Genomic DNA, 19,877 nt, shown 5'->3' on the forward strand with positions numbered 1-19,877 from the left:
TACGCTCACTCCCCTTCGAAATAGTTATGTTCTTTTAGAAATTCTTCTGCCACAATTTGCGGTTCAACCAAATCATTATCTGCTTTATAATTTAATTTTTGCATTTCTTCAGTAGATATTTTTCCACCTAAGCGTTCCATCGCATCTTTGATTTTTGGATCGGATTTCAATAATTTATTAGATACGATCGGTGCTGCATCATAAGGAGGGAAGAAACGTAAATCATCTTCCAACATGACAAGATCATAGCTTGCGATTCGTCCATCCGTAGAATAGCCTAGTACGATATCCATTCTTTTGGCTGCTAATGCATCATAGACCAAGCTGACTTGCATAGGCAAGATCGAAGAAAATTCAAATCCATATGCTTGCTTGAATCCTTCATAGCCATCGCCTTTACGAGTGATCCACGAGGTATCCACACCTGCACTTAACTCACCCGCTACACGTTTCAAATCACTGACTTTTTTTAGATTATATTTCTCCGCAGTGTCTTTTCGAACTAAAAAGACATACGTATTGTCAAATCCATAAGAAGGGAACCAGGTTTGATCAAAACGCTTTTCAAATTCGTTGTGTACGATATCGAAGGCTTTCTTCGGATCTTTTTCAGCCGGTAATTGCAAAATCGAAGACAAATCCGTTCCTGTATAACGCGCGGCAGAAATCGAAGCGTCGTCTTTCAACATGGCTTGATGATTGATCATGTTTGTTGCCAAATTATTAATCACAGTGGTGTCCTTGTCTGTGTAATGTTCCACCATGCCTGCAACGATACTTCCTAATATTTGCATTTCAGAAGTGATCCCGCCCGTAACCGCGATCGTATCTTCGTTATCATTCGAGGCCAATCCAGGAAAAGAGCAACTACTCAGAAAGAGCAGCGAGAGTCCGAGTAAAGCCAAGATTTTTAATTTTTTCATTCTTTACTCCTCCTCCTTTAGCGCTGCGGGTGTCATACGGTCTTCTAAGAGCCCCAACAATAAGTCGACGATTAGTGCCATCAAAATGACAGGAACCGTACCTGCAATGATTAGCGGAGGCTGGAAGTTGTTTAGACCACTGAAAATCAGGTCTCCCAGCCCGCCAGCTCCGATATATGAAGCAAGCGTCGCCCATGCAATAACATAGACAGCGGCCAAACGAATTCCTGCCATGATCGTTGGAACCGCAATGGGGAGTTCCACAGTAAAGATCGACTGCAAGTTTGTCATCCCCATGCCCTTAGCGACATCGCGATAGTTGCTGTCGACGTTTTTCATCCCAATAAAGGTGTTACGCAAAATTGGCAATAACGAATAAATGAATAGCGCGATGATTGCGGGAAATTTTCCGACGCCAAAGATGGGAATCATCAGTGCTAGTAGAGCAAGTGATGGGACTGTTTGCAGGACGCTGGCAACACCGATCACAAAACTAGAGATTTTTGGTAAACGTGTCAACAAAATGCCCAAAGGAACGGCTACTAAAATACCGAGTCCTAGCGCAAGAGCGGAGATGTACAAGTGTTCCGCGCTTTTTGTCAGCATTTGACTTCCGTATTGATTGAAGAATGCTTGCATGATTACGCCTCCTCGCTTGTTATGCTTTCAGCCGCATCTCCGAAAGTTTCTTCTTCGCCCCATAGCACATCATAAATGATATCTACCAATGAGACTCTTGTAAGGATACCTACAAGGTGTTTCGCGTCGTCTACTACGGGCACATATTTTACGCCGCGTTTCAAAATACGCTGCAGGCTGTCTCGAACCAGCGCAGATTCTTTTACATAAAAGACGTTCGGATTGATAATATCTCCGATACTAGAGGCTTTTCCACGACGTCGTTCCTGGTCGATGGTTTCAATATCAACAAAGCCTTTCAAAATGTTGTCTTCATCCACGATCAGCAACGTATCTACACGTTTCTCACGCATCAAGCGAATCGCATTTTGCAGGCTCTTCTCAGGAGTAATAGAAACGGCAGTGTTCATCATGATCTCGCCAACAGTCGTTGTGTCGGGTTTTGCTTGAAGCAAGCGATCTTCTCCTAATAATTCTTCCACGAAATCATTCGCAGGATTTTGCAAAATATTTTCGGGTGTATCAAATTGGATCACTTTTCCGTCATCCATGATGGCAATACGACTCGATAATTTTAATGCTTCATCCATGTCATGTGTAACGAAAACGATAGTTTTTCCTAGACGCTCCTGTAAGTCTTTCACAAGGTCTTGCAGAGAGTCACGGGTAATTGGGTCCAAAGCACCGAAGGGTTCATCCATCAAAATGACATCTTGATCGGCAGCGAGCGCACGAACAACCCCGATCCGCTGTTGTTGTCCGCCAGATAACTCATGAGGATAACGGTCAAGCATATCCCGAGGTAATTCAACTAAATCGATCATTTTTTCTGCGGTTTTATTTTGCTCTTCTTTGTCTACCTTTAATAACCGTTGGACAAGCGTGATATTCTCACGGATCGTCATGTGGGGCATAAGCCCAATATTTTGGATCACGTACCCAATTTGGCGTCTCAACTCAACAGGGTTTTTCTTTTGAATGTCTTCACCGTTGATGGTAATGGTCCCTTTTGTTGGATCGATCATTCGATTGATCATTCGCATCGTCGTTGTTTTTCCGCTACCACTAGTACCAATCAAACAAATGAATTCACCTTTATCAAAAGAGAGGTTAACGTCTTCGACAGCTACTTTGTTTCCATTATATATCTTAGAAACATGGTCAAATTTAATCATTTTTTCGCTCCTTCTTCATGTTAAGGAAAAGGATTCCTTAATTATTTTCATAAAATATTTTTCTCAAAGAGTATATAAAACTGACAATTTACCTGTACAAAAATGAACAGGTTTATAATTTTAGTATGCAATAAAGCCTGATTAAAAACAAATAACTAGCTCATTTTTAGTCAGAACTAAGCGCTGTCACACGTTGTTTTTGATTATAAAATAACCTTTTCATAAAGAGAGATGTCGGGATTATTTATTAGTTAAAGACGATAAATCGTAGAGATAAAAAACGTTTTTTTAAGTCGAGAAAACAATTCTGCATTTTCTGTTGATTGCTATCCGTTTTTTTGAGTCACAGAAGACAGCCTCGTACTTTTCAATGCCGATTTCCCATGATAGAATAGCGGAGGAAAAGAGGAGAAGCTATGTTAACTACAGAAGATTTTGATTTTGAGTTGCCTGAAGAATTAATTGCCCAAACCCCTCTAGAAAAACGGGATAGTTCGCGATTATTGATCTTAGATCGTGAAACCGGCGATATTGAGGATAAACATTTTGATGAAATTATTGAAGAGCTGAACCCTGGAGATGCGTTGGTCATGAATGACACACGTGTACTGCCTGCTCGTTTATATGGAGAGAAACCTGAAACGGGGGGACACTTAGAAGTCTTGCTCTTAAACAATACGCAAGGGGATGAGTGGGAGACGTTGATCAAGCCTGCCCGTCGCGCAAAAGTAGGAACAGAGATCGTTTTTGGAGACGGCCGTTTACGTGCGGAGGTAAAGAAAGAGCTTGAACACGGAGGACGGATCGTGGAGTTTTCTTATGAAGGCATCTTTTTAGAGAACTTAGAATCACTGGGGGAAATGCCGTTACCTCCTTATATCAAAGAACGGTTAGAAGATCCTGAACGCTATCAAACCGTTTACGCTAAAGAGAACGGTTCTGCAGCGGCACCAACAGCAGGATTGCATTTTACACCAGAATTGTTAGAGAAAATTGCAGCAAAAGGAGTGAAGCTGGTTTATTTAACCTTACATGTAGGGTTAGGGACCTTCCGACCAGTCAGTGTAGACAATATTGCGGAACACCAGATGCACAGTGAATTCTATCGTCTGACGGAAGAAGCTGCTGCACAATTAAATGATGTGCGCGACAGCGGCGGAAAAATCATCGCAGTTGGGACGACATCGATTCGTACATTAGAAACAATTGGTACGAAATTCAATGGAGAGATCAAGGCGGACAGTGGATGGACAGACATATTCATCACGCCGGGGTATGAGTTTAAAATCGTCCAAGCCTTTTCAACGAACTTTCACTTGCCAAAATCGACATTGGTCATGCTAGTCAGTGCGTTTGCCGGTCGTGAAAAGACGTTGGCGGCTTATCACCATGCCATCGAAGAACGCTATCGCTTCTTCAGTTTTGGAGATGCGATGTTCGTAAAATAGAGGAAAAGAGAAGGCCAGCGATCTGTTCGCTGGTTTTTTTCGTACAAAAAAGCCAGGCTCTCGACTGCCTGGCTCTTAGAATATCGGAAGGATTAGTTCATTCGAATTTTATATTACTTTTAATGATACATGCAAAGTATTACATGAATTTCTTGACTATAAACATAAATATTTGTTTTTACTACGTTTTCACTTTTATTCAGTTTTAAAGAAACTTTTTTTCTTACGTATCTTTTTTACTTGTGTGTTTGATGTACTACTCAACCTGTGATACGCATTCACTATTTATAAAGAAATACTTCACACGCATACTATTGACAACTTTTTCGGTGAATCTTGTATTACTAACAATTTTATTGTTTACTTTTTTCTACTTTCTTATCGAGAAATCCTTCGAATGATCTAAGTTCCTCCTTCCTTGTATCTATAATATAGCACACCCTATTTAAATTTGGAAGCGATTTCACTTAGTTATTTTGAATAATTTATTTTGTTACTTTTTGAGTAAATTTCAAGGTGTATACTTTGAATTCACTGACTTTTCTATGTTATAGTAATAATATAGGCGGTATTTTTATAACATAAGGAGGAATAGGATGGATCCATACAAAGAAAAAATAGAAACTGTAACTAATGAATATGATGCCGATTTAGAGAATGGCTTAAGTAGTTCAGAAGTTGAAGAAAAATTAAAAAATAACGGTAAAAATAAGTTTGAAGAAGCCCCGAAAGAATCTTTGGCAAAAAAATTCTTTCTTAGTTTGACTGATTTTACGACAATTATTTTATTAGTGGCGGCAGTGATTTCGCTCTATACAGCGATTGCTACTGACCATGGCGATTATTTTGAGAGTTTTTTGATTATTGCTATCGTAGTAATTAATTCTGTATTAGCCATTGTACAAGAAGGAAATGCGGAAAAGGCATTATCTGCTTTGCAAGACATGAACAAGCAAACCGCAAGTGTCATGCGAGATGGAAAGCAAGAGCAAGTGGATGCGGAAGAATTAGTTCCGGGAGATACTTTATTACTTGAATCTGGGTCATTGATTACCGCTGACGCTCGTATTGTTGAAGCCTCTCAGTTGCGCGTGGAAGAATCCGCTTTAACAGGTGAAAGTGAACCTGTGATGAAAGATCCTGAATACATAGGTGAGGATGGAGCAGCCCTTGGCGATCGAGTAAATATGTTGTACAAAGGCTCAACCGTAGTGAACGGACGCGGAAAAGCGGTTGTTACTGCGACAGGCATGCAAACCGAGATGGGGAAAATTGCAGGTCTTTTGAATAGTGATGAGACGCAAAAAACACCTCTGCAAAAACGATTAAATCACTTAGGGAAGCGTATTAGTTTAATCGCTTTAGCAGCTGCGGCTTTTGTGTTTTTTATTGGTGAAATGCAAGGCGAACCTATGCTGGACATGTTCATTACAGCTATCTCATTAGCCGTCGCCGCGGTTCCAGAGACGCTGACAGTTATCGTTACATTAACCTTGGCATATGGGGTACAAAAAATGGCGAAGAAAAATGCCATTATCCGCAAATTGCCTGCTGTTGAAACATTAGGTTCTGCGAATGTGATTTGTTCAGATAAGACAGGAACGCTGACGCAAAATAAAATGCGTGTCCGCCGAGTCTGGACGCATGGCGATTCGGTGGTAGATACTGAAGAAGGCATGACCGATGAGGCGATGGAAGTTCTTAGTATCGCAGCTTTATGTACCGATGTCCTCGTAGAAAATGACGACAACGAACTTGAAATCAAAGGGAATCCTACGGAAGCGGCGATTGTTCGCGCTGTAGAAGAAAATTACCATACAAAAGCTGAACTTGAAGAAAAATATCCGCGAATCGGTGAAATTCCTTTTGACTCTGATCGGAAAATGATGACGACTGTACATAAGCGCGGGAAAAAGTTTATCTCTATTACAAAAGGAGCTTTTGATGTTCTTTTGCCGAAATTCCATTATGGAGATGTTGACCAAGCGGCAATTGTCAATGACCGTTTCGGGAAAAAGGCTTTGCGCGTGATTGCGGTAGGTTTTGCGATTCACGATGAAGAACCAAAAGAAATCACTTCCGAGGCGTTGGAAAAAGATTTGCGTTTGATGGGACTGATCGGTATGATCGATCCACCGCGCCCAGAATCAAAAGATGCCATTGCCCGTGCTAAAAAGGCGGGAATCAAAACAGTTATGATCACCGGAGACCACGTGGTGACGGCTGGAGCGATTGCCAAAGAATTAGGGATCATGAAGTCACGGAAAGAAGCTCTTTCCGGCGCAGAATTACAAAAATTAACCGATGATGAACTGGATGAACGCGTGAAGGACTTATCTGTTTACGCACGAGTAACGCCAGAGGATAAAATTCGTATTGTTAAATCATGGCAGCGTACTGGAGCCGTTGTCGCAATGACCGGTGATGGGGTGAATGATGCGCCTGCGCTGAAGGCCAGTGATGTTGGCTGTGCCATGGGAATTACCGGGACAGACGTAGCAAAAAGTGCAGCTGATATGATCTTAACAGATGATAATTTTGCAACGATCGTTGATGCTGTAGCGCGAGGACGCTCGGTTTATCAAGGGATTCGTAAAGCAATCAATTTCCTATTGAGCTGTAATATCTCCGAGATCTTTATCGTAGTTATCGCAATGTTGCTAGGATGGGGAGCGCCATTTACAGCAGTTCAATTATTGTTTGTTAACGTAGTAGCTGATGGATTGCCTGGTTTTGCTTTAGGAAGAGAACCGGCAGAAGCTGGGATTATGGATGAGAAGCCGATTCCGCGTGATGAAGGGATTTTTGCACGGGGATTGTGGCAAAAGATTGGTTTAAATGCTGCTATTTTTACCGTAGTGACTCTTATTGGTTTTTATGTAGGCGCCTTTGTTGAGCACGTAAGCTACTTTACACCGCCTAGTTTAGAAGTAGGTCAAACGGTTGCCTTTCTAGTATTAGCTTATTCATCAATTTTACACGTATTCAACGTACGCAGCAGTAAGTCGATTTTCAAAATAGATTTGGCGACTAATAAATCGCTGGCACAAATGGCTTGGTTAGCATTAGCGATCACAACAGCCATTGCCTTGATTCCACAAACACAAGAATTGTTCTATCTGGTACCAATCAGTATGACACACTGGATGATTGCGATCTTGCTTTCAATTGTTCCGATTATTGTGACGGAACTGATTAAGTTCCATAAAGCACCAGAAGTTGATCCAGAGAATATTTAATAGCTAGCAAAGCCCCCTTTGATGACCGTCATCAAAGGGGGCTTTTGTGTGTCTGCTAGACTTTGTAATCGTAACAAGTCACGATGATGTCTTTTAGCTCACTGATTAATGGTTCTTTCGGATTGGCAGTCGTGCACTGGTCTTCGTAGGCAAGTTCGGCCAAATGGTCTACAGTAGTGTCTAATTTTTCTTGTGTGACACCTTGCGCTTTCAGACTCATGTCGATGCCCACCGATACGCCTAGATCATATACAGCAGTGGCTAATGCTTCGACTAATTCCGCAGTCGTCTTTCCTTTTAAGCCTAAGAATCTTGCAATGTCTGCGTAATCTGAATCTGCCCGGAAATAATCATATTTAGGGAACATCGCATGCTTTTGCGGATCCTTGGCATTGTATCGGATGATATGCGGCAAAAGAATCGCATTGGTACGGCCATGAGGGATACCATATTCTCCACCGATCTTATGAGCGATGGAATGGCAAATTCCCAAGAATGCATTGGCGAATGCCATTCCAGCCATCGCAGACGCGTTATGCATCTTCTCGCGAGATTCTTCGTCGCCATTTTTTACTGATTTTTCCAGATAATTAAAGACGATTTGGATTGCCTGCAGACTTAAACCACGTGTGTAATCTGAGGCCATCACGGATACATAGGATTCGATCGCGTGTGTCAGTACGTCCATTCCAGTGTCCGCGGCGATTGAAGATGGAAGAGTCAGTACAAATTGCGGATCAATGATCGCTACATTTGGTGTCAGTGCATAGTCTGCTAATGGATATTTTACGTGTGTTTCGCTATCTGTGATAACCGCGAAGGGTGTTACTTCTGCCCCAGTCCCGGAGGTCGTTGGAATACATACTAATTGTGTTTTTTCAGGTGGTGCGATGCCGTATGTCCGTTTACGAATATCCAAGAATTTTTGTTTCGCTCCGAAGAAGGAGGTGTCTGGGTGTTCAAAGAACATCCACATTCCTTTTGCCGCATCCATCGCAGAGCCGCCGCCTAATGCAATGATTGTATCAGGTTGGAAGTTCACGATCATCTCCAAGCCTCTATAAACGGTGTTGGTCGATGGGTTAGGTTCGACATCTGAAAAGACTTCGATCTTCACATCATTTGAACGTCTGCCTAACGCATCACGTACAATGTCCGCATAGCCAAACTGGACCATTCCAGGGTCGCAAACGAGCATGACGCGTTCCACATTTTCTATTTGAGTCAAATACAGTAAAGAGTTCTTTTCAAAGTAGATTTTAGGTGGAAGTTTAAACCATTGCATGTTCTTTCTCCGTTTCGCTACAGTTTTGATATTGATCAAATCAAGGGCAGATACGTTATGAGAAACTGAATTTTTCCCGTAAGATCCACACCCTAAAGTCAATGATGGAATCAATTCATTGTAGATGTCGCCGATCCCGCCTTCTGAGGATGGCGAATTCACCAAGATACGGCAAGCTTTCATTCGCAAACTGAAATCCAATTCAATATCAGGATCTTCTGTATGGATCACTGCGGTATGGCCTAAACCACCTAGATCCAACATTGCTTCAGATAGGTCAAGGCCATGAGAGCGACTCTCTGATTTAATCATGGCTAAAACAGGAGAAAGCTTTTCGCGAGATAGTGGATAGTCCGGTCCAACTCCGTCAATTTCAGCAATCAGCATTTTTGTGCCTTCTGGAACACCAATCCCAGCCAATTCAGCGATCTTCATTGCAGAGAGACCCACAATTTTTGGATTAACGGCATATTTTCCTTCATTCATTACGACGGCTTCTAATTGGCGCAATTCATTTTTCTTAACAAAATACACTTGATGCGCTTGAAATTCCTTCTTCACTTCGTCATAGATTTCTTTGTCAACGATCACCGCTTGTTCAGAAGCACAAATCATTCCACTGTCAAAGGTTTTGGAAACAAGCAGGTCATTCACTGCGCGTTTGATATTGGCAGTCCGTTCGATATAAGCAGGTACATTCCCTGGACCTACTCCTAAAGCCGGTTTGCCAGTCGAGTAGGCAGATTTTACCATGGCGCCGCCGCCTGTGGCTAATACAATCGCGATACCAGGATGGTTCATCAATCCTTGTGTCGCATCCAGAGATGGCGTTTCGATCCACTGTACACAGTTTTCAGGTGCACCCGCAGCAACGGCTGCATCACGAACGATTCGTGCCGCTTCGGCTGAGCATTTTTGGGCGCTTGGGTGAAACGCAAAGACAATAGGATTCCGTGTTTTGATAGCAATCAAGGACTTGAAGATCGTTGTAGAGGTCGGATTCGTCGTCGGCGTCACACCACAAACAACCCCTACAGGTTCAGCTATTTGGACAAGATGCTTTTGTTTGTCCTCATAGATTACCCCAGCGGTTTTGTTGTTTTTGATATTGTTCCAAATGTATTCAGAAGCGTACATGTTTTTGATTGCCTTGTCTTCAACAACACCTCGACCCGTTTCCTCGACTGCCATTTTTGCCAATAACATGTGTTTGTCTAATGCAGCCATTGCCATTTCGTGAACGATTCGGTCCACTTTTTCTTGATCAAAGCTAGATAAAACCTTTAATGCCTCGTTGCCTTTCTGTGCTAGATCGTTGATCATTGCCTCAACATTGATTGGTTCCTGTTTCTTCTCTGCCGCTTTAACCATTTCTTACCTCCTAATATTTTTTAACACCTCCATCTTAATCGGTCTAGTTAGCAATGTAAACGCTATCTTTTAATAAATATTTATTTCACAATTCATTTAATGTGAGAGTTTTCATGTGCGTTGTCTCATAAATATAGTATTCACTATGTAATGGTATAGATTTTATCTTTTAAAATAAGCTTTTTTATCAATGAGTGTGCAACCATTTTTTTGTAAAAGGTATAAGGATGAATTTATTTTTATTTGAAAAATATAAAAAAGACGTTTTTTGTGTTTTTTTGAACAATCCTGCTTCCTTATCTTATAAATAGTTTTAAGCTGTTCGTAGAAAGTTGCAAAAGCGCTCTAAAACCAGTATTATGATACAAGTTGCACACTTATACATATATAGAAGAAAGTAGGAAATTGAATGACTGAACCTGCGATTTCTTATCGTTTAATAAAGAAAGAAAAACATACAGGGGCGCGTTTAGGGGAGATCATCACCCCTCATGGAACGTTCCCGACACCAATGTTTATGCCCGTAGGAACTTTGGCTACCGTAAAAACAATGTCTCCTGAAGATTTGAAGGAGATGGGGGCAGGCATTATTTTGAGTAACACGTATCATCTGTGGCTGCGTCCCGGAGAAGATTTAGTTGCAGAAGCCGGTGGACTGCACAAGTTCATGAATTGGGATCAACCGATCTTAACGGATTCTGGTGGTTTCCAAGTCTTCTCATTAGCAGATATGCGAAATATCGTAGAAGAAGGGGTCCATTTCAAGAACCATCTGAATGGCTCAAAGATGTTCTTGTCACCAGAAAAAGCAATCGATATCCAAAATAAACTAGGCTCTGACATCATGATGAGCTTTGATGAATGCCCGCCATTTGATGAAAGTTATGATTATGTGAAGAAATCTGTGGAACGGACCTCACGCTGGGCGGAGCGCGGCTTAAAAGCGCACGCAAATCCAGCGACACAAGGATTATTTGGAATCATTCAAGGTGCCGGTTTTGAAGACCTGCGCCGTCAAAGTGCGAAAGATCTTGTAAGTATGGATTTTCCAGGGTACTCGATTGGCGGACTTTCAGTGGGTGAACCAAAAGAAGAAATGAACCGTGTCTTAGAATTTACGACACCGTTGATCCCAGAGAACAAGCCTCGCTACTTAATGGGCGTTGGTGCAGCAGATTCATTGATCGACGGTGTAATCCGCGGGGTGGATATGTTTGACTGCGTATTGCCGACACGTATCGCTCGTAACGGAACATGCATGACTTCTGGCGGACGTTTAGTTGTTAAGAATGCGAAGTATGCCCATGATTTCCGTCCGTTGGATGAAAAATGTGATTGCTATACGTGCCGGAATTATACTCGGGCATATATTCGCCACTTGATCCATTGTGATGAAACCTTTGGGATTCGATTGACCTCTTACCACAACCTATACTTCTTGATTAATTTAATGAAACAAGTTCGTCAAGCAATCATGGATGACAACCTATTAGAATTCCGCCAAGCCTTTTTTGAAGAGTACGGATTTGATAAGCAAAACGCAAAAAGTTTCTAAAGTATGATTAAAAATGCTAGTGTAAGCTTACAAATTTTGTTACAGTTAAAAGTGGATTTACTATGAATGCGAGGGGAAATATAAATGGGAAACTTTTCAATGATTATTTTGCTAGTGTTGATGCTGGGGATGTTCTTTATGATGAACCGTTCTCAAAAGAAACAACAGCAAGAACGTCAAGGTTTATTAGATGCAATGAAGGTTGGAGATAGTGTTGTAACTATCGGCGGTCTGCATGGCGTGATCTCAGAGATCAACAGTGACGACAAAACAGTTACATTAGACTGTGAAGGTATCTATTTAGTATTCGACCGTTCTTCAATCAGAACCGTACAATCTGGTGTTCGTCCAGTGGCTGCTCCTGTTGAAACAAACGTCGTTGAACCAGAGACAACAGAACCAACTGAACCATTAGTAGAAGAAAAACCTGAAGACAAAACAGAAGAAAAGTAAGACGAAGCTCTTACGTAAAGAATTTTAAAAAAGGTGCGTATGTAAATACGTGCCTTTTTTGCGTCTAAAGAATTAGAAAGAAGGAGAAATCAATTCATTAGAAAAAAATCAGCCTAATTTTGTGAAAAAAGTTCTAAGAGTGGCGTGTTGCTATAGGTTTAAAATACTTTAAAAGCAAATGTTAAAAATGCCTGTATATTATGGATTTTGTGAATAATAAAAATGGGTGTGAAAAAAATCACAAAAAGTATTTACAAACTCTTGTGTGTGTTGTATGATGTGTATGTGAAAAGTAACACAAAAATTTTTAGGAGGATACACATGGCTAAAGCGATTGAAAAAGAAAAAGACGCAGTCAGCGTTGAGCAAGTGATTGACGAATTAGCAACAAAAGCAAATGTTGCACTGAAAGAAATGGAAGATTTTGATCAAGAAAAAATAGACCATATCGTTCACGAAATGGCGATGGCTGCCCTAGACAAACACATGCTGTTAGCAAAAATGGCGGTTGAGGAAACCGGCCGTGGTGTTGTTGAAGATAAAGCCATCAAAAACATGTATGCATCAGAATATATCTGGAACAGCATCAAACATGACAAAACAGTGGGTGTCATCGGTGAAGATAAGCAAAAAGGGTTGATCGAAGTTGCTGGGCCTGTTGGTGTTGTTTGTGGTGTAACACCTACAACAAATCCAACTTCTACAACCATCTTCAAATCAATGATTGCTTTAAAAACAGGAAATCCAATCGTCTTTGCGTTTCACCCAAGTGCTCAAAAATGTTCAGCTGAAGCTGCGCGTATCGTTCGTGATGCGGCTATCGCGGCCGGCGCTCCTGAAAACTGTATCCAATGGATCGAAAAGCCATCGATCGACGCAACATCAATGTTAATGAACCACCCAGGTGTGGCCATCGTTCTTGCGACTGGCGGACCAGGCATGGTTAAATCAGCTTACTCAACTGGAAAACCAGCTTTAGGTGTAGGTGCGGGTAACGTCCCTTCATACATCGAAAAAACGGCGAAAATCAAACGTGCAGTAAATGATTTGATCGTTTCAAAATCTTTTGATAACGGGATGATTTGTGCTTCTGAACAAGCAGTCATTGTTGACAAAGAAGTCTACGAAGAAGTAAAAGCGGAATTCCAAGCGCATCAAGTATACGTAGTGAAGAAAGCTGAATTGAAGAGATTAGAAGACGCTGTAATGAACGAAGGCAAATACGCAGTAAACCCTGCGATCGTTGGTCATTCAGCTGAAGATATCGCGCAACGCGCAGGCATCAAAGTTCCTGCAGGCACAAAGATTCTGATTGCAGAATTAGACGGTGTGGGTGCAGATTATCCATTGTCTCGTGAAAAACTTTCTCCAGTTTTAGCTATGATTAAAGCAAACGACCATGTACATGGCTTCGACCTTTGCCAAGGCATGTTGGAATTAGGCGGATTAGGACATACAGCAGTGATCCATACCGAAGACGAAGACTTACAAGTGAAATTCGGCTTACGTATGAAAGCTTGCCGTATCTTAGTGAACTCACCATCTGCTGAAGGCGGTATCGGTGATATCTACAATGAAATGATCCCATCATTGACTCTTGGTTGTGGTTCATACGGTAAAAACTCTGTATCTAAGAACGTATCTGCTATTAACTTAATCAATGTTAAAACTATAGCGAAACGGAGAAATAATATGCAATGGTTTAAACTTCCACCAAAAATCTTTTTCGAAAAGAACTCTCTATTGTATCTAACAAAAATGGAGAACGTTGAACGCGTCATGTTAGTTTGTGATCCAGGAATGGTTCAATTCGGCTATGCAGACATCGTTCGTGAAGTATTAGGCCGTCGTGAAAACGATGTGAAGGTTGAAGTATTCTCAGATGTTGAACCAAACCCTTCAACGAATACTGTTTATAAAGGACTGGAAATGTTTAACGACTTCCAACCTGATACAGTTATTGCTCTTGGTGGTGGTTCTGCAATGGATGCGGCAAAAGGAATGTGGATGTTCTTTGAACACCCAGACACGTCATTCTTCGGCGCGAAACAAAAATTCTTGGATATTCGCAAACGTACTTACGGAATTGCGAAGCCTGAAAAAGCAAAATTGGTATGTATCCCAACCACTTCTGGTACAGGAGCGGAAGTAACACCATTCGCAGTTATCACAGACAGCGAAACACACGTGAAGTATCCATTGGCTGACTATGCGTTGACACCAGATGTTGCGATTGTTGACCCTCAATTTGTTATGACGGTACCTGCTTCAGTAACAGCAGACACTGGTATGGATGTGTTAACACATGCGATCGAGTCTTATGTATCTGTAATGGCTTCTGATTATACTCGTGGATTGAGCTTACAAGCAATCAAGCTTGTTTTCGAAAACCTTGAAAAATCAGTTAAGACAGCTGACCCAGAAGCGCGTGAAAAAATGCATAACGCATCAGCGATGGCGGGTATGGCATTTGCCAATGCATTCCTAGGAATTTGTCACTCAGTGGCACATAAGATTGGTGGAGAATACGGTATTCCTCACGGACGTACGAACGCAATTCTATTGCCGCATATCATCCGTTACAATGCCAAGGACCCTCAAAAACATGCGATGTTCCCTAAATACGACTACTTCCGTGCGGATACTGACTATGCAGATATTGCGAAGTTCTTAGGACTTAAGGGCAATACAACCGCAGAATTAGTAGAAGCGTTGATCGAAGCAGTTTACAACTTAGGTGTAACTACAGGCATCGACATGAACTTGAAGGCACAAGGCGTGACTCAAGAGACGTTGAATACAACGGTTGATCGTATGGCTGAATTGGCTTACGAAGACCAATGTACAACAGCGAATCCGAAAGAACCGTTGATCAGCGAACTAAAAGAAATCATCGTAACAGCGTACGATTACAAAGCGTAAATTAGAAATTCAGGAAGGTCCTCATGAGATGAGGGCCTTTTTTTAGTGCATGATAGGCAGAATAATTTTCCTATTTTTTAGAAAAAAATAAATTTGATTGTTTTTATTTAAAACATTCATTTTTTTTAGATAAAATGAATCTCTTTGATTGTTATAGCCTGTGAAAAACGATAGACTAGAAATCAGGATAAGAAGAAAGGTTCGAGGTCATGGAGAAACTGAAACGAGAGATAAATGAGTTAGCTGAATCGAATGCGCGATTAGGTGCATTGATTGATTATTTAGCAAATGAAAAGAAATTAATGGCAAGTAAAGCAAACCACATTTTTATGTTGGATATGCAAGACTATGTGGCGGCATTAGGGCGACTCGCTCCCTCAGATTCGAAAGTATCGGTGACATTGCCAGAAATCAAACAAATCAATCATTTGCTTACTAAACAGTATGAATTAATGAAGCTTATTCGAAGAGACTATGCACGACTTGAAGTTTCAGGGAATCTACCAGAAGATCTGACTTTCGACGAACGGAAGAAGAAACATTTTAGACGGTTGCAAATTATTAATCAATTGCTATTGCAAGACAATATCTTTTTCCAATCTATGCTAGATGACAAAAAAATCAGCGGCAACATTCGAATTGGTGAGAAAAAGAGTTGGCTTCAACGCCTATTTAAACGATAGATACGGCCGGTCCGATATGCAAGACGGGTCAGTCGAAATAAAAAGGAGGAGATCGCTTGATCGCCTCCTTTTTGTGCGTCCGCATATTACTTACGTAAAGCGAATGCTGTATAATCAATTTCCCTTGCCTGGCACCATTCTTTTGGCGCGCCGCTCAAGATAATAGGGTTACGCGTCAATTCTGCTGTCGTGGCTTTGCCTGTCATAAGATACAAGCGATGAAGCTGAACTTTCCAATCCTCGATCATTTCGATCGTATCATCGATACCATTGCTGATTAGATGATTCAAGATTGTCGCAGAAAGACCAACGGCTTTTGCGCCTAAACACAACGCTTTAAATATGTCATAGGCATCGCGAATGCCGCCAGAAGCAAGGATCGTCATATCGCTAATGGCTTGTGCTTCCAAGAGAGAGATAACTGTTGATTGGCCCCAATCGTCTAGATAAGACAATTCTCTCTTTTTTCGACGAGCATTTTCAATTTGTGAAAAGCTTGTCCCTCCGCGTCCTGAAACGTCCACGGCGTGAACACCAAGTGCTTGTAACTGTCGGATCGTCTCTTTGCTCATACCAAATCCAACTTCTTTAACGACTACAGGGACAGATAATTTCTGAACGGTCTCATGTATGTTCTGAGACCACTCATGGAAATCTCGGTCTCCTTCAGGCATCACGAGCTCTTGCGGTACATTCAAATGAATCTGCATACCATCTGCTTGCAGCAGATCCACGATTTTTTGTGCATCCTCACTTGTTCGGCCGGCACCCATGTTGCCCAAAATAAGCCCGTTCGGATTGACTTCGCGAACGACAGTGTAAGAGTCTGCGACAGTTGGATCTTTCAATGCGGCACTAACAGAGCCTGTTGCCATCATCAAGTTTGTTTCACGTGCGATAATTGCTAAATCATGGTTGATTTTCTTTGTTTTCTCACTACCGCCCGTCATGGCATTGATATAAAACGGTGCAGCAAGCTTAAGCCCAAGAATTTCTGTACTTAAATCGATTTCTTCCGGTCGTACAGAGACTAAAGAAGAATGTACCAAGCGAACAGCATCAAAATCATTTTCTTTTGGCTTTTGGTGAAATGCACGAGCTAAGGAAACATGTTCATCTTTACGATTCATGGCGATCCTCCTTGAAGTGATAGACGTGTAAAGGCAGGGGCGTAATACCGGCTTTTTCCCAAGAACTCATCAGAGGAAGAATGCCAGCACGCTTATCAACAATAACGATACCGCAGTCACCGCCGCCAGCACCCGAAGATTTCGCTGCACCGCCGTACTTTTCAGCGAGATCATTCAATCGTTTCAATTCTTCTGTTTCAATAGATACATTGCTCAAGCTGGTCAATTGATTCAATAGTTGGCGATTTTTCCGAATCATTTTTTGGATCAGAGCAATGTCATTTTGCTTGAACCCTTGGATCATTTGATCCACACAGTCTGTACTGTCGCGTAAAAAATTCTCATAAGAGGTTTTCTTTTCGTCGCGAGATTGATGGACCTGGTCCACTAAATCAGATGTGGATGCCGGACTTCCAGTCCAGCCGATCAATAAGCGTAAATCCTCTGGGACTTTTAAAGGTTCTATTTTTAAATTTGGCCAGTCACTTTCGATTAATGTCGTCATTTTTTCGGATTCCAGTTTATTTAACACCCATTCATGATCAAAAGTGGAAAAAGCCAACCAGCCGCCGTAACAACTTGCGGCAATATCGCCACAAGAACCGTTTCCTTGGACATTTAAGTGAGCCAATGTAGCCAGCTTGAATAGCTCAAGCTGTGAAAGCTGCAAATCGTAAAAAGCATTCAACGCTTTAACAGTAGCTACAGTGACTGCACCGCTTGAACCCAACCCATATTTTCGACCATTGGAATTATCCAATTCGCTAGTCACCTTTAAATCGAAGAAGGCGAGTTTTTTCCCTTTTTCTTGAGCGAATTTTTCAGTAAAATGGATCGCCGCTAAAATGTAATGAAATGGATTGTCTCGGATGTCCAGAACCAATTCGTTTTTGCGTCGTGTCCATCGTACAGGAAGGTCGCTATATTGCGCAGATTGAATACTTCCGCTTTTTTTTGCCGGACCGATAGAAACGGAAATAAATTGATCGATCGCTACGATAATCGCGGGATGTCCGGGTTCTACGACAGCGTACTCACCGGCAATATATAATTTTCCTGGTGCGGATACTTCGATCATTTAGGCATCCTCCTTCGATAAGATTTCGATTGCGGGTCCTGCGTGAGCGACCACTAATTGCTTGGCATCAAGATGAGCACTCAAAGCGGATAGTAAGGCCGCTTCATTTTTTCGTTCTACTAATAGTTTAACATTTGGACCAGCATCCATTGTGAAATAGCAGGGTAAGCCCCCGTTTCTGATCTGGCGAACAAGGTTCATGACTTTCATACTTTCCGCCGACCAATAGGTAAATGGCGGGGTTGCTGCCAAAGTTGTTCCGTGCATTTTTAAGGCACTGGACTCAGAAACTTCACCGAGTGCGATAAAATCTTTTTCTTTTATAGCTTTTTTTGCTTTGGTTAAATCTTGTGGTACAGTTTGCAACCAGCCATCATAAAAAGCGGAGGTCTCCACAGTACGCTGCATCCCGTCACGACTAGAAATGTCCTTTTGAGCGTCGTTAACCACGACGAAAATCATGCTTAAGTCGTTCTCAAAATCCGAACTTGGAATTTGAATGGCATAAGAAGTTTCGTCGGAATCTCCTTTTTGCCATTCTGCAAACCCGCCATAAATACTACGGCAAGCAGATCCAGAACCGCGGCGAGCCAAACGAGACAGCTCTTCGGGAGTCAAATTTAGATTCAGGGCATCACTCGCAGCGCCAGCCAAAGCGGCCAAGCCGCTCGCAGAAGAAGCTAATCCTGCCGCAGTTGGGACAAAATTCTTACTTTTGACGACTGCACGTAGGGAGGAATCTGCTTTTGAACGCACGAAATCAAGAAAGCGACTCACTTTTAAGGTCGCTTTCGAATCTTGCCATTGGTTGTCTAAATAAAATTGGTCTTCTTTTAGTTCTTTAGAAAACGTAACTTCCGTTTCTGTATAAAAAGCGTCCAGTGTTAACGACAAGCTATTATTCATCGGAATAATCAATTCCTGATTTTCTTTGCCCCAATATTTGATCAAGGCGATATTCGTATAAGCTCGAGCTTTACCACTATACATGTGCGTACACACCTAACCCTTCGATCCATGTATTTCGGGCGCCTGCATCCAACAAAATACGTTGCAGCCGACGTCCGCTAGTTTCATTTTCGGCTAAAGCAATCATACAGCCGCCGCGTCCGCCGCCAGTTAATTTAGCACCTAATGCTTGGTTTTCTAAAGCCGTTTGAATCAAATGATCTAAGTGGGAATTGCTAGTTCCCAACAAACGTAATAGACCTTGTGCTTGATTCATACAATCCCCTAGAATCTGTGGTCGATTTTTTAAGATCGCCTGTTGCGCCTGAGCAGTCAGTTTCCCCAATGACCGCATTTGTTTATTCGTTTCGTAAGGACGCATTTCCATCAATTTTGCGATGTCCTTAACTGCTTTGCGTGTTTGACCCTTTACACCAGTATCCGCAACGACTAAAAAAGCATCCATATTTAGTTGAAAAGGCCGAAATCCAATGCCTTTTTGATAAAGAATGGGTTCAGTACCACTGATGGTTGTCGCATCAATACCGCTAGGGTTCCCATGAGCAACCGCTTCTGCCTGATTTACGAAATGCAACACTTGTTCTTGAGTTGCAGCTTCCTCCATCCAATCAAAAACGGCGCGGGTGATCGCAACGGCAACCGCTGCGCTAGACCCCATTCCGCGTTCTGCTGGAATAGAGCTGTCGATTTTTAAATAGAACGGTTCTGGAATCTTGAAATGTTTTACTAAGTACCAGAGTAACACCGTTACATTACGCATTGTATTGGGAGCTTTAGAAAGCGGCCCGTGGAAGAAACTAGATTCAATCCATGATTCCAAGTCATTCGCTTGGATGGTTGCTTGGATGCCTGTCCCGGAAAACGGAAAAGCGATGGCTGGCTCTCCATAGACAACCGAATGTTCTCCCATTAATATGATTTTTCCGCTGGCATAACCCGAGCCAATCGATTTCATAAAAAAACCCCTGTTTCGTTTTAGAGTAAGTAGATATTAGAAAATAATTTAT

The 19,877-nt window shown here is 41.9% G+C and carries 14 protein-coding genes; 6 read left to right on the forward strand and 8 right to left on the reverse strand.

Annotated features, from left to right (window positions below; all coding sequences use genetic code 11):
- Positions 1-5 precede the first annotated feature (5 nt).
- The 3 genes from IGI66_RS01830 to IGI66_RS01840 are packed head-to-tail and all read right to left on the reverse strand — an operon-like array spanning position 6 to position 2,737.
- Complete coding sequence (locus tag IGI66_RS01830) at positions 6-923, reverse strand: osmoprotectant ABC transporter substrate-binding protein (RefSeq protein ID WP_086305788.1); 918 nt, start codon at positions 921-923, stop codon at positions 6-8.
- Between the two features lie 3 nt (positions 924-926).
- On the reverse strand, positions 927-1,562 hold the full coding sequence (locus IGI66_RS01835) for an ABC transporter permease (RefSeq protein WP_010781983.1): 636 nt from the start codon (positions 1,560-1,562) through the stop codon (positions 927-929).
- Between the two features lie 2 nt (positions 1,563-1,564).
- On the reverse strand, positions 1,565-2,737 hold the full coding sequence (locus IGI66_RS01840; RefSeq protein WP_010781982.1) for a betaine/proline/choline family ABC transporter ATP-binding protein: 1,173 nt from the start codon (positions 2,735-2,737) through the stop codon (positions 1,565-1,567).
- Between the two features lie 416 nt (positions 2,738-3,153).
- Here IGI66_RS01840 and queA point away from each other — a divergent pair, with 416 nt between their 5' ends.
- Complete coding sequence (queA, locus tag IGI66_RS01845; RefSeq protein ID WP_301517368.1) at positions 3,154-4,185, forward strand: tRNA preQ1(34) S-adenosylmethionine ribosyltransferase-isomerase QueA; 1,032 nt, start codon at positions 3,154-3,156, stop codon at positions 4,183-4,185.
- 596 nt (positions 4,186-4,781) lie between these two features.
- Positions 4,782-7,424: a cation-translocating P-type ATPase gene (locus IGI66_RS01850; protein WP_438847243.1), complete on the forward strand. Its 2,643-nt coding sequence runs from the start codon at positions 4,782-4,784 to the stop codon at positions 7,422-7,424.
- Positions 7,425-7,479: 55 nt separating this feature from the next.
- Here IGI66_RS01850 and adhE (IGI66_RS01855) read toward each other — a convergent pair whose 3' ends face one another.
- Positions 7,480-10,080: a bifunctional acetaldehyde-CoA/alcohol dehydrogenase gene (gene adhE / locus IGI66_RS01855; RefSeq protein ID WP_438847245.1), complete on the reverse strand. Its 2,601-nt coding sequence runs from the start codon at positions 10,078-10,080 to the stop codon at positions 7,480-7,482.
- A 409-nt stretch (positions 10,081-10,489) separates the two neighbouring features.
- On the opposite strand from adhE (IGI66_RS01855), the gene tgt reads away from it, so the two are divergent.
- From tgt to IGI66_RS01875, 4 genes are all read left to right on the forward strand, one after another.
- Positions 10,490-11,635, forward strand: coding sequence for a tRNA guanosine(34) transglycosylase Tgt (gene tgt, locus IGI66_RS01860; protein ID WP_438847247.1), 1,146 nt, complete (start codon positions 10,490-10,492; stop codon positions 11,633-11,635).
- Positions 11,636-11,719: 84 nt separating this feature from the next.
- On the forward strand, positions 11,720-12,088 hold the full coding sequence (gene yajC, locus IGI66_RS01865) for a preprotein translocase subunit YajC (RefSeq protein ID WP_044925979.1): 369 nt from the start codon (positions 11,720-11,722) through the stop codon (positions 12,086-12,088).
- A gap of 321 nt (positions 12,089-12,409) precedes the next feature.
- Positions 12,410-15,010, forward strand: coding sequence for a bifunctional acetaldehyde-CoA/alcohol dehydrogenase (adhE, locus tag IGI66_RS01870; protein ID WP_010781976.1), 2,601 nt, complete (start codon positions 12,410-12,412; stop codon positions 15,008-15,010).
- A 209-nt stretch (positions 15,011-15,219) separates the two neighbouring features.
- Complete coding sequence (locus IGI66_RS01875) at positions 15,220-15,693, forward strand: hypothetical protein (RefSeq protein WP_010781975.1); 474 nt, start codon at positions 15,220-15,222, stop codon at positions 15,691-15,693.
- Positions 15,694-15,779: 86 nt separating this feature from the next.
- Here IGI66_RS01875 and fni read toward each other — a convergent pair whose 3' ends face one another.
- The 4 genes from fni to mvk are packed head-to-tail and all read right to left on the reverse strand — an operon-like array spanning position 15,780 to position 19,825.
- Positions 15,780-16,823, reverse strand: a complete 1,044-nt coding sequence (gene fni, locus IGI66_RS01880; RefSeq protein WP_316406281.1) for a type 2 isopentenyl-diphosphate Delta-isomerase — start codon at positions 16,821-16,823, stop codon at positions 15,780-15,782.
- Entirely contained in the window at positions 16,813-17,901 is a 1,089-nt protein-coding gene (locus IGI66_RS01885; RefSeq protein ID WP_438847251.1) for a phosphomevalonate kinase, read from the reverse strand. The genes fni and IGI66_RS01885 overlap by 11 nt, the downstream gene beginning before the upstream one ends.
- Positions 17,902-18,891, reverse strand: a complete 990-nt coding sequence (mvaD, locus tag IGI66_RS01890; RefSeq protein ID WP_438847253.1) for a diphosphomevalonate decarboxylase — start codon at positions 18,889-18,891, stop codon at positions 17,902-17,904. It lies immediately after the preceding gene.
- Entirely contained in the window at positions 18,884-19,825 is a 942-nt protein-coding gene (mvk, locus tag IGI66_RS01895) for a mevalonate kinase (protein WP_086305780.1), read from the reverse strand. Before mvk ends, mvaD begins: the two co-directional genes overlap by 8 nt.
- Positions 19,826-19,877 lie beyond the last annotated feature (52 nt).

The sequence above is a fragment of the Enterococcus sp. AZ048 genome (assembly GCF_051715125.1).
Classification (GTDB): Bacteria; Bacillota; Bacilli; order Lactobacillales; family Enterococcaceae; genus Enterococcus_A; species Enterococcus_A gilvus.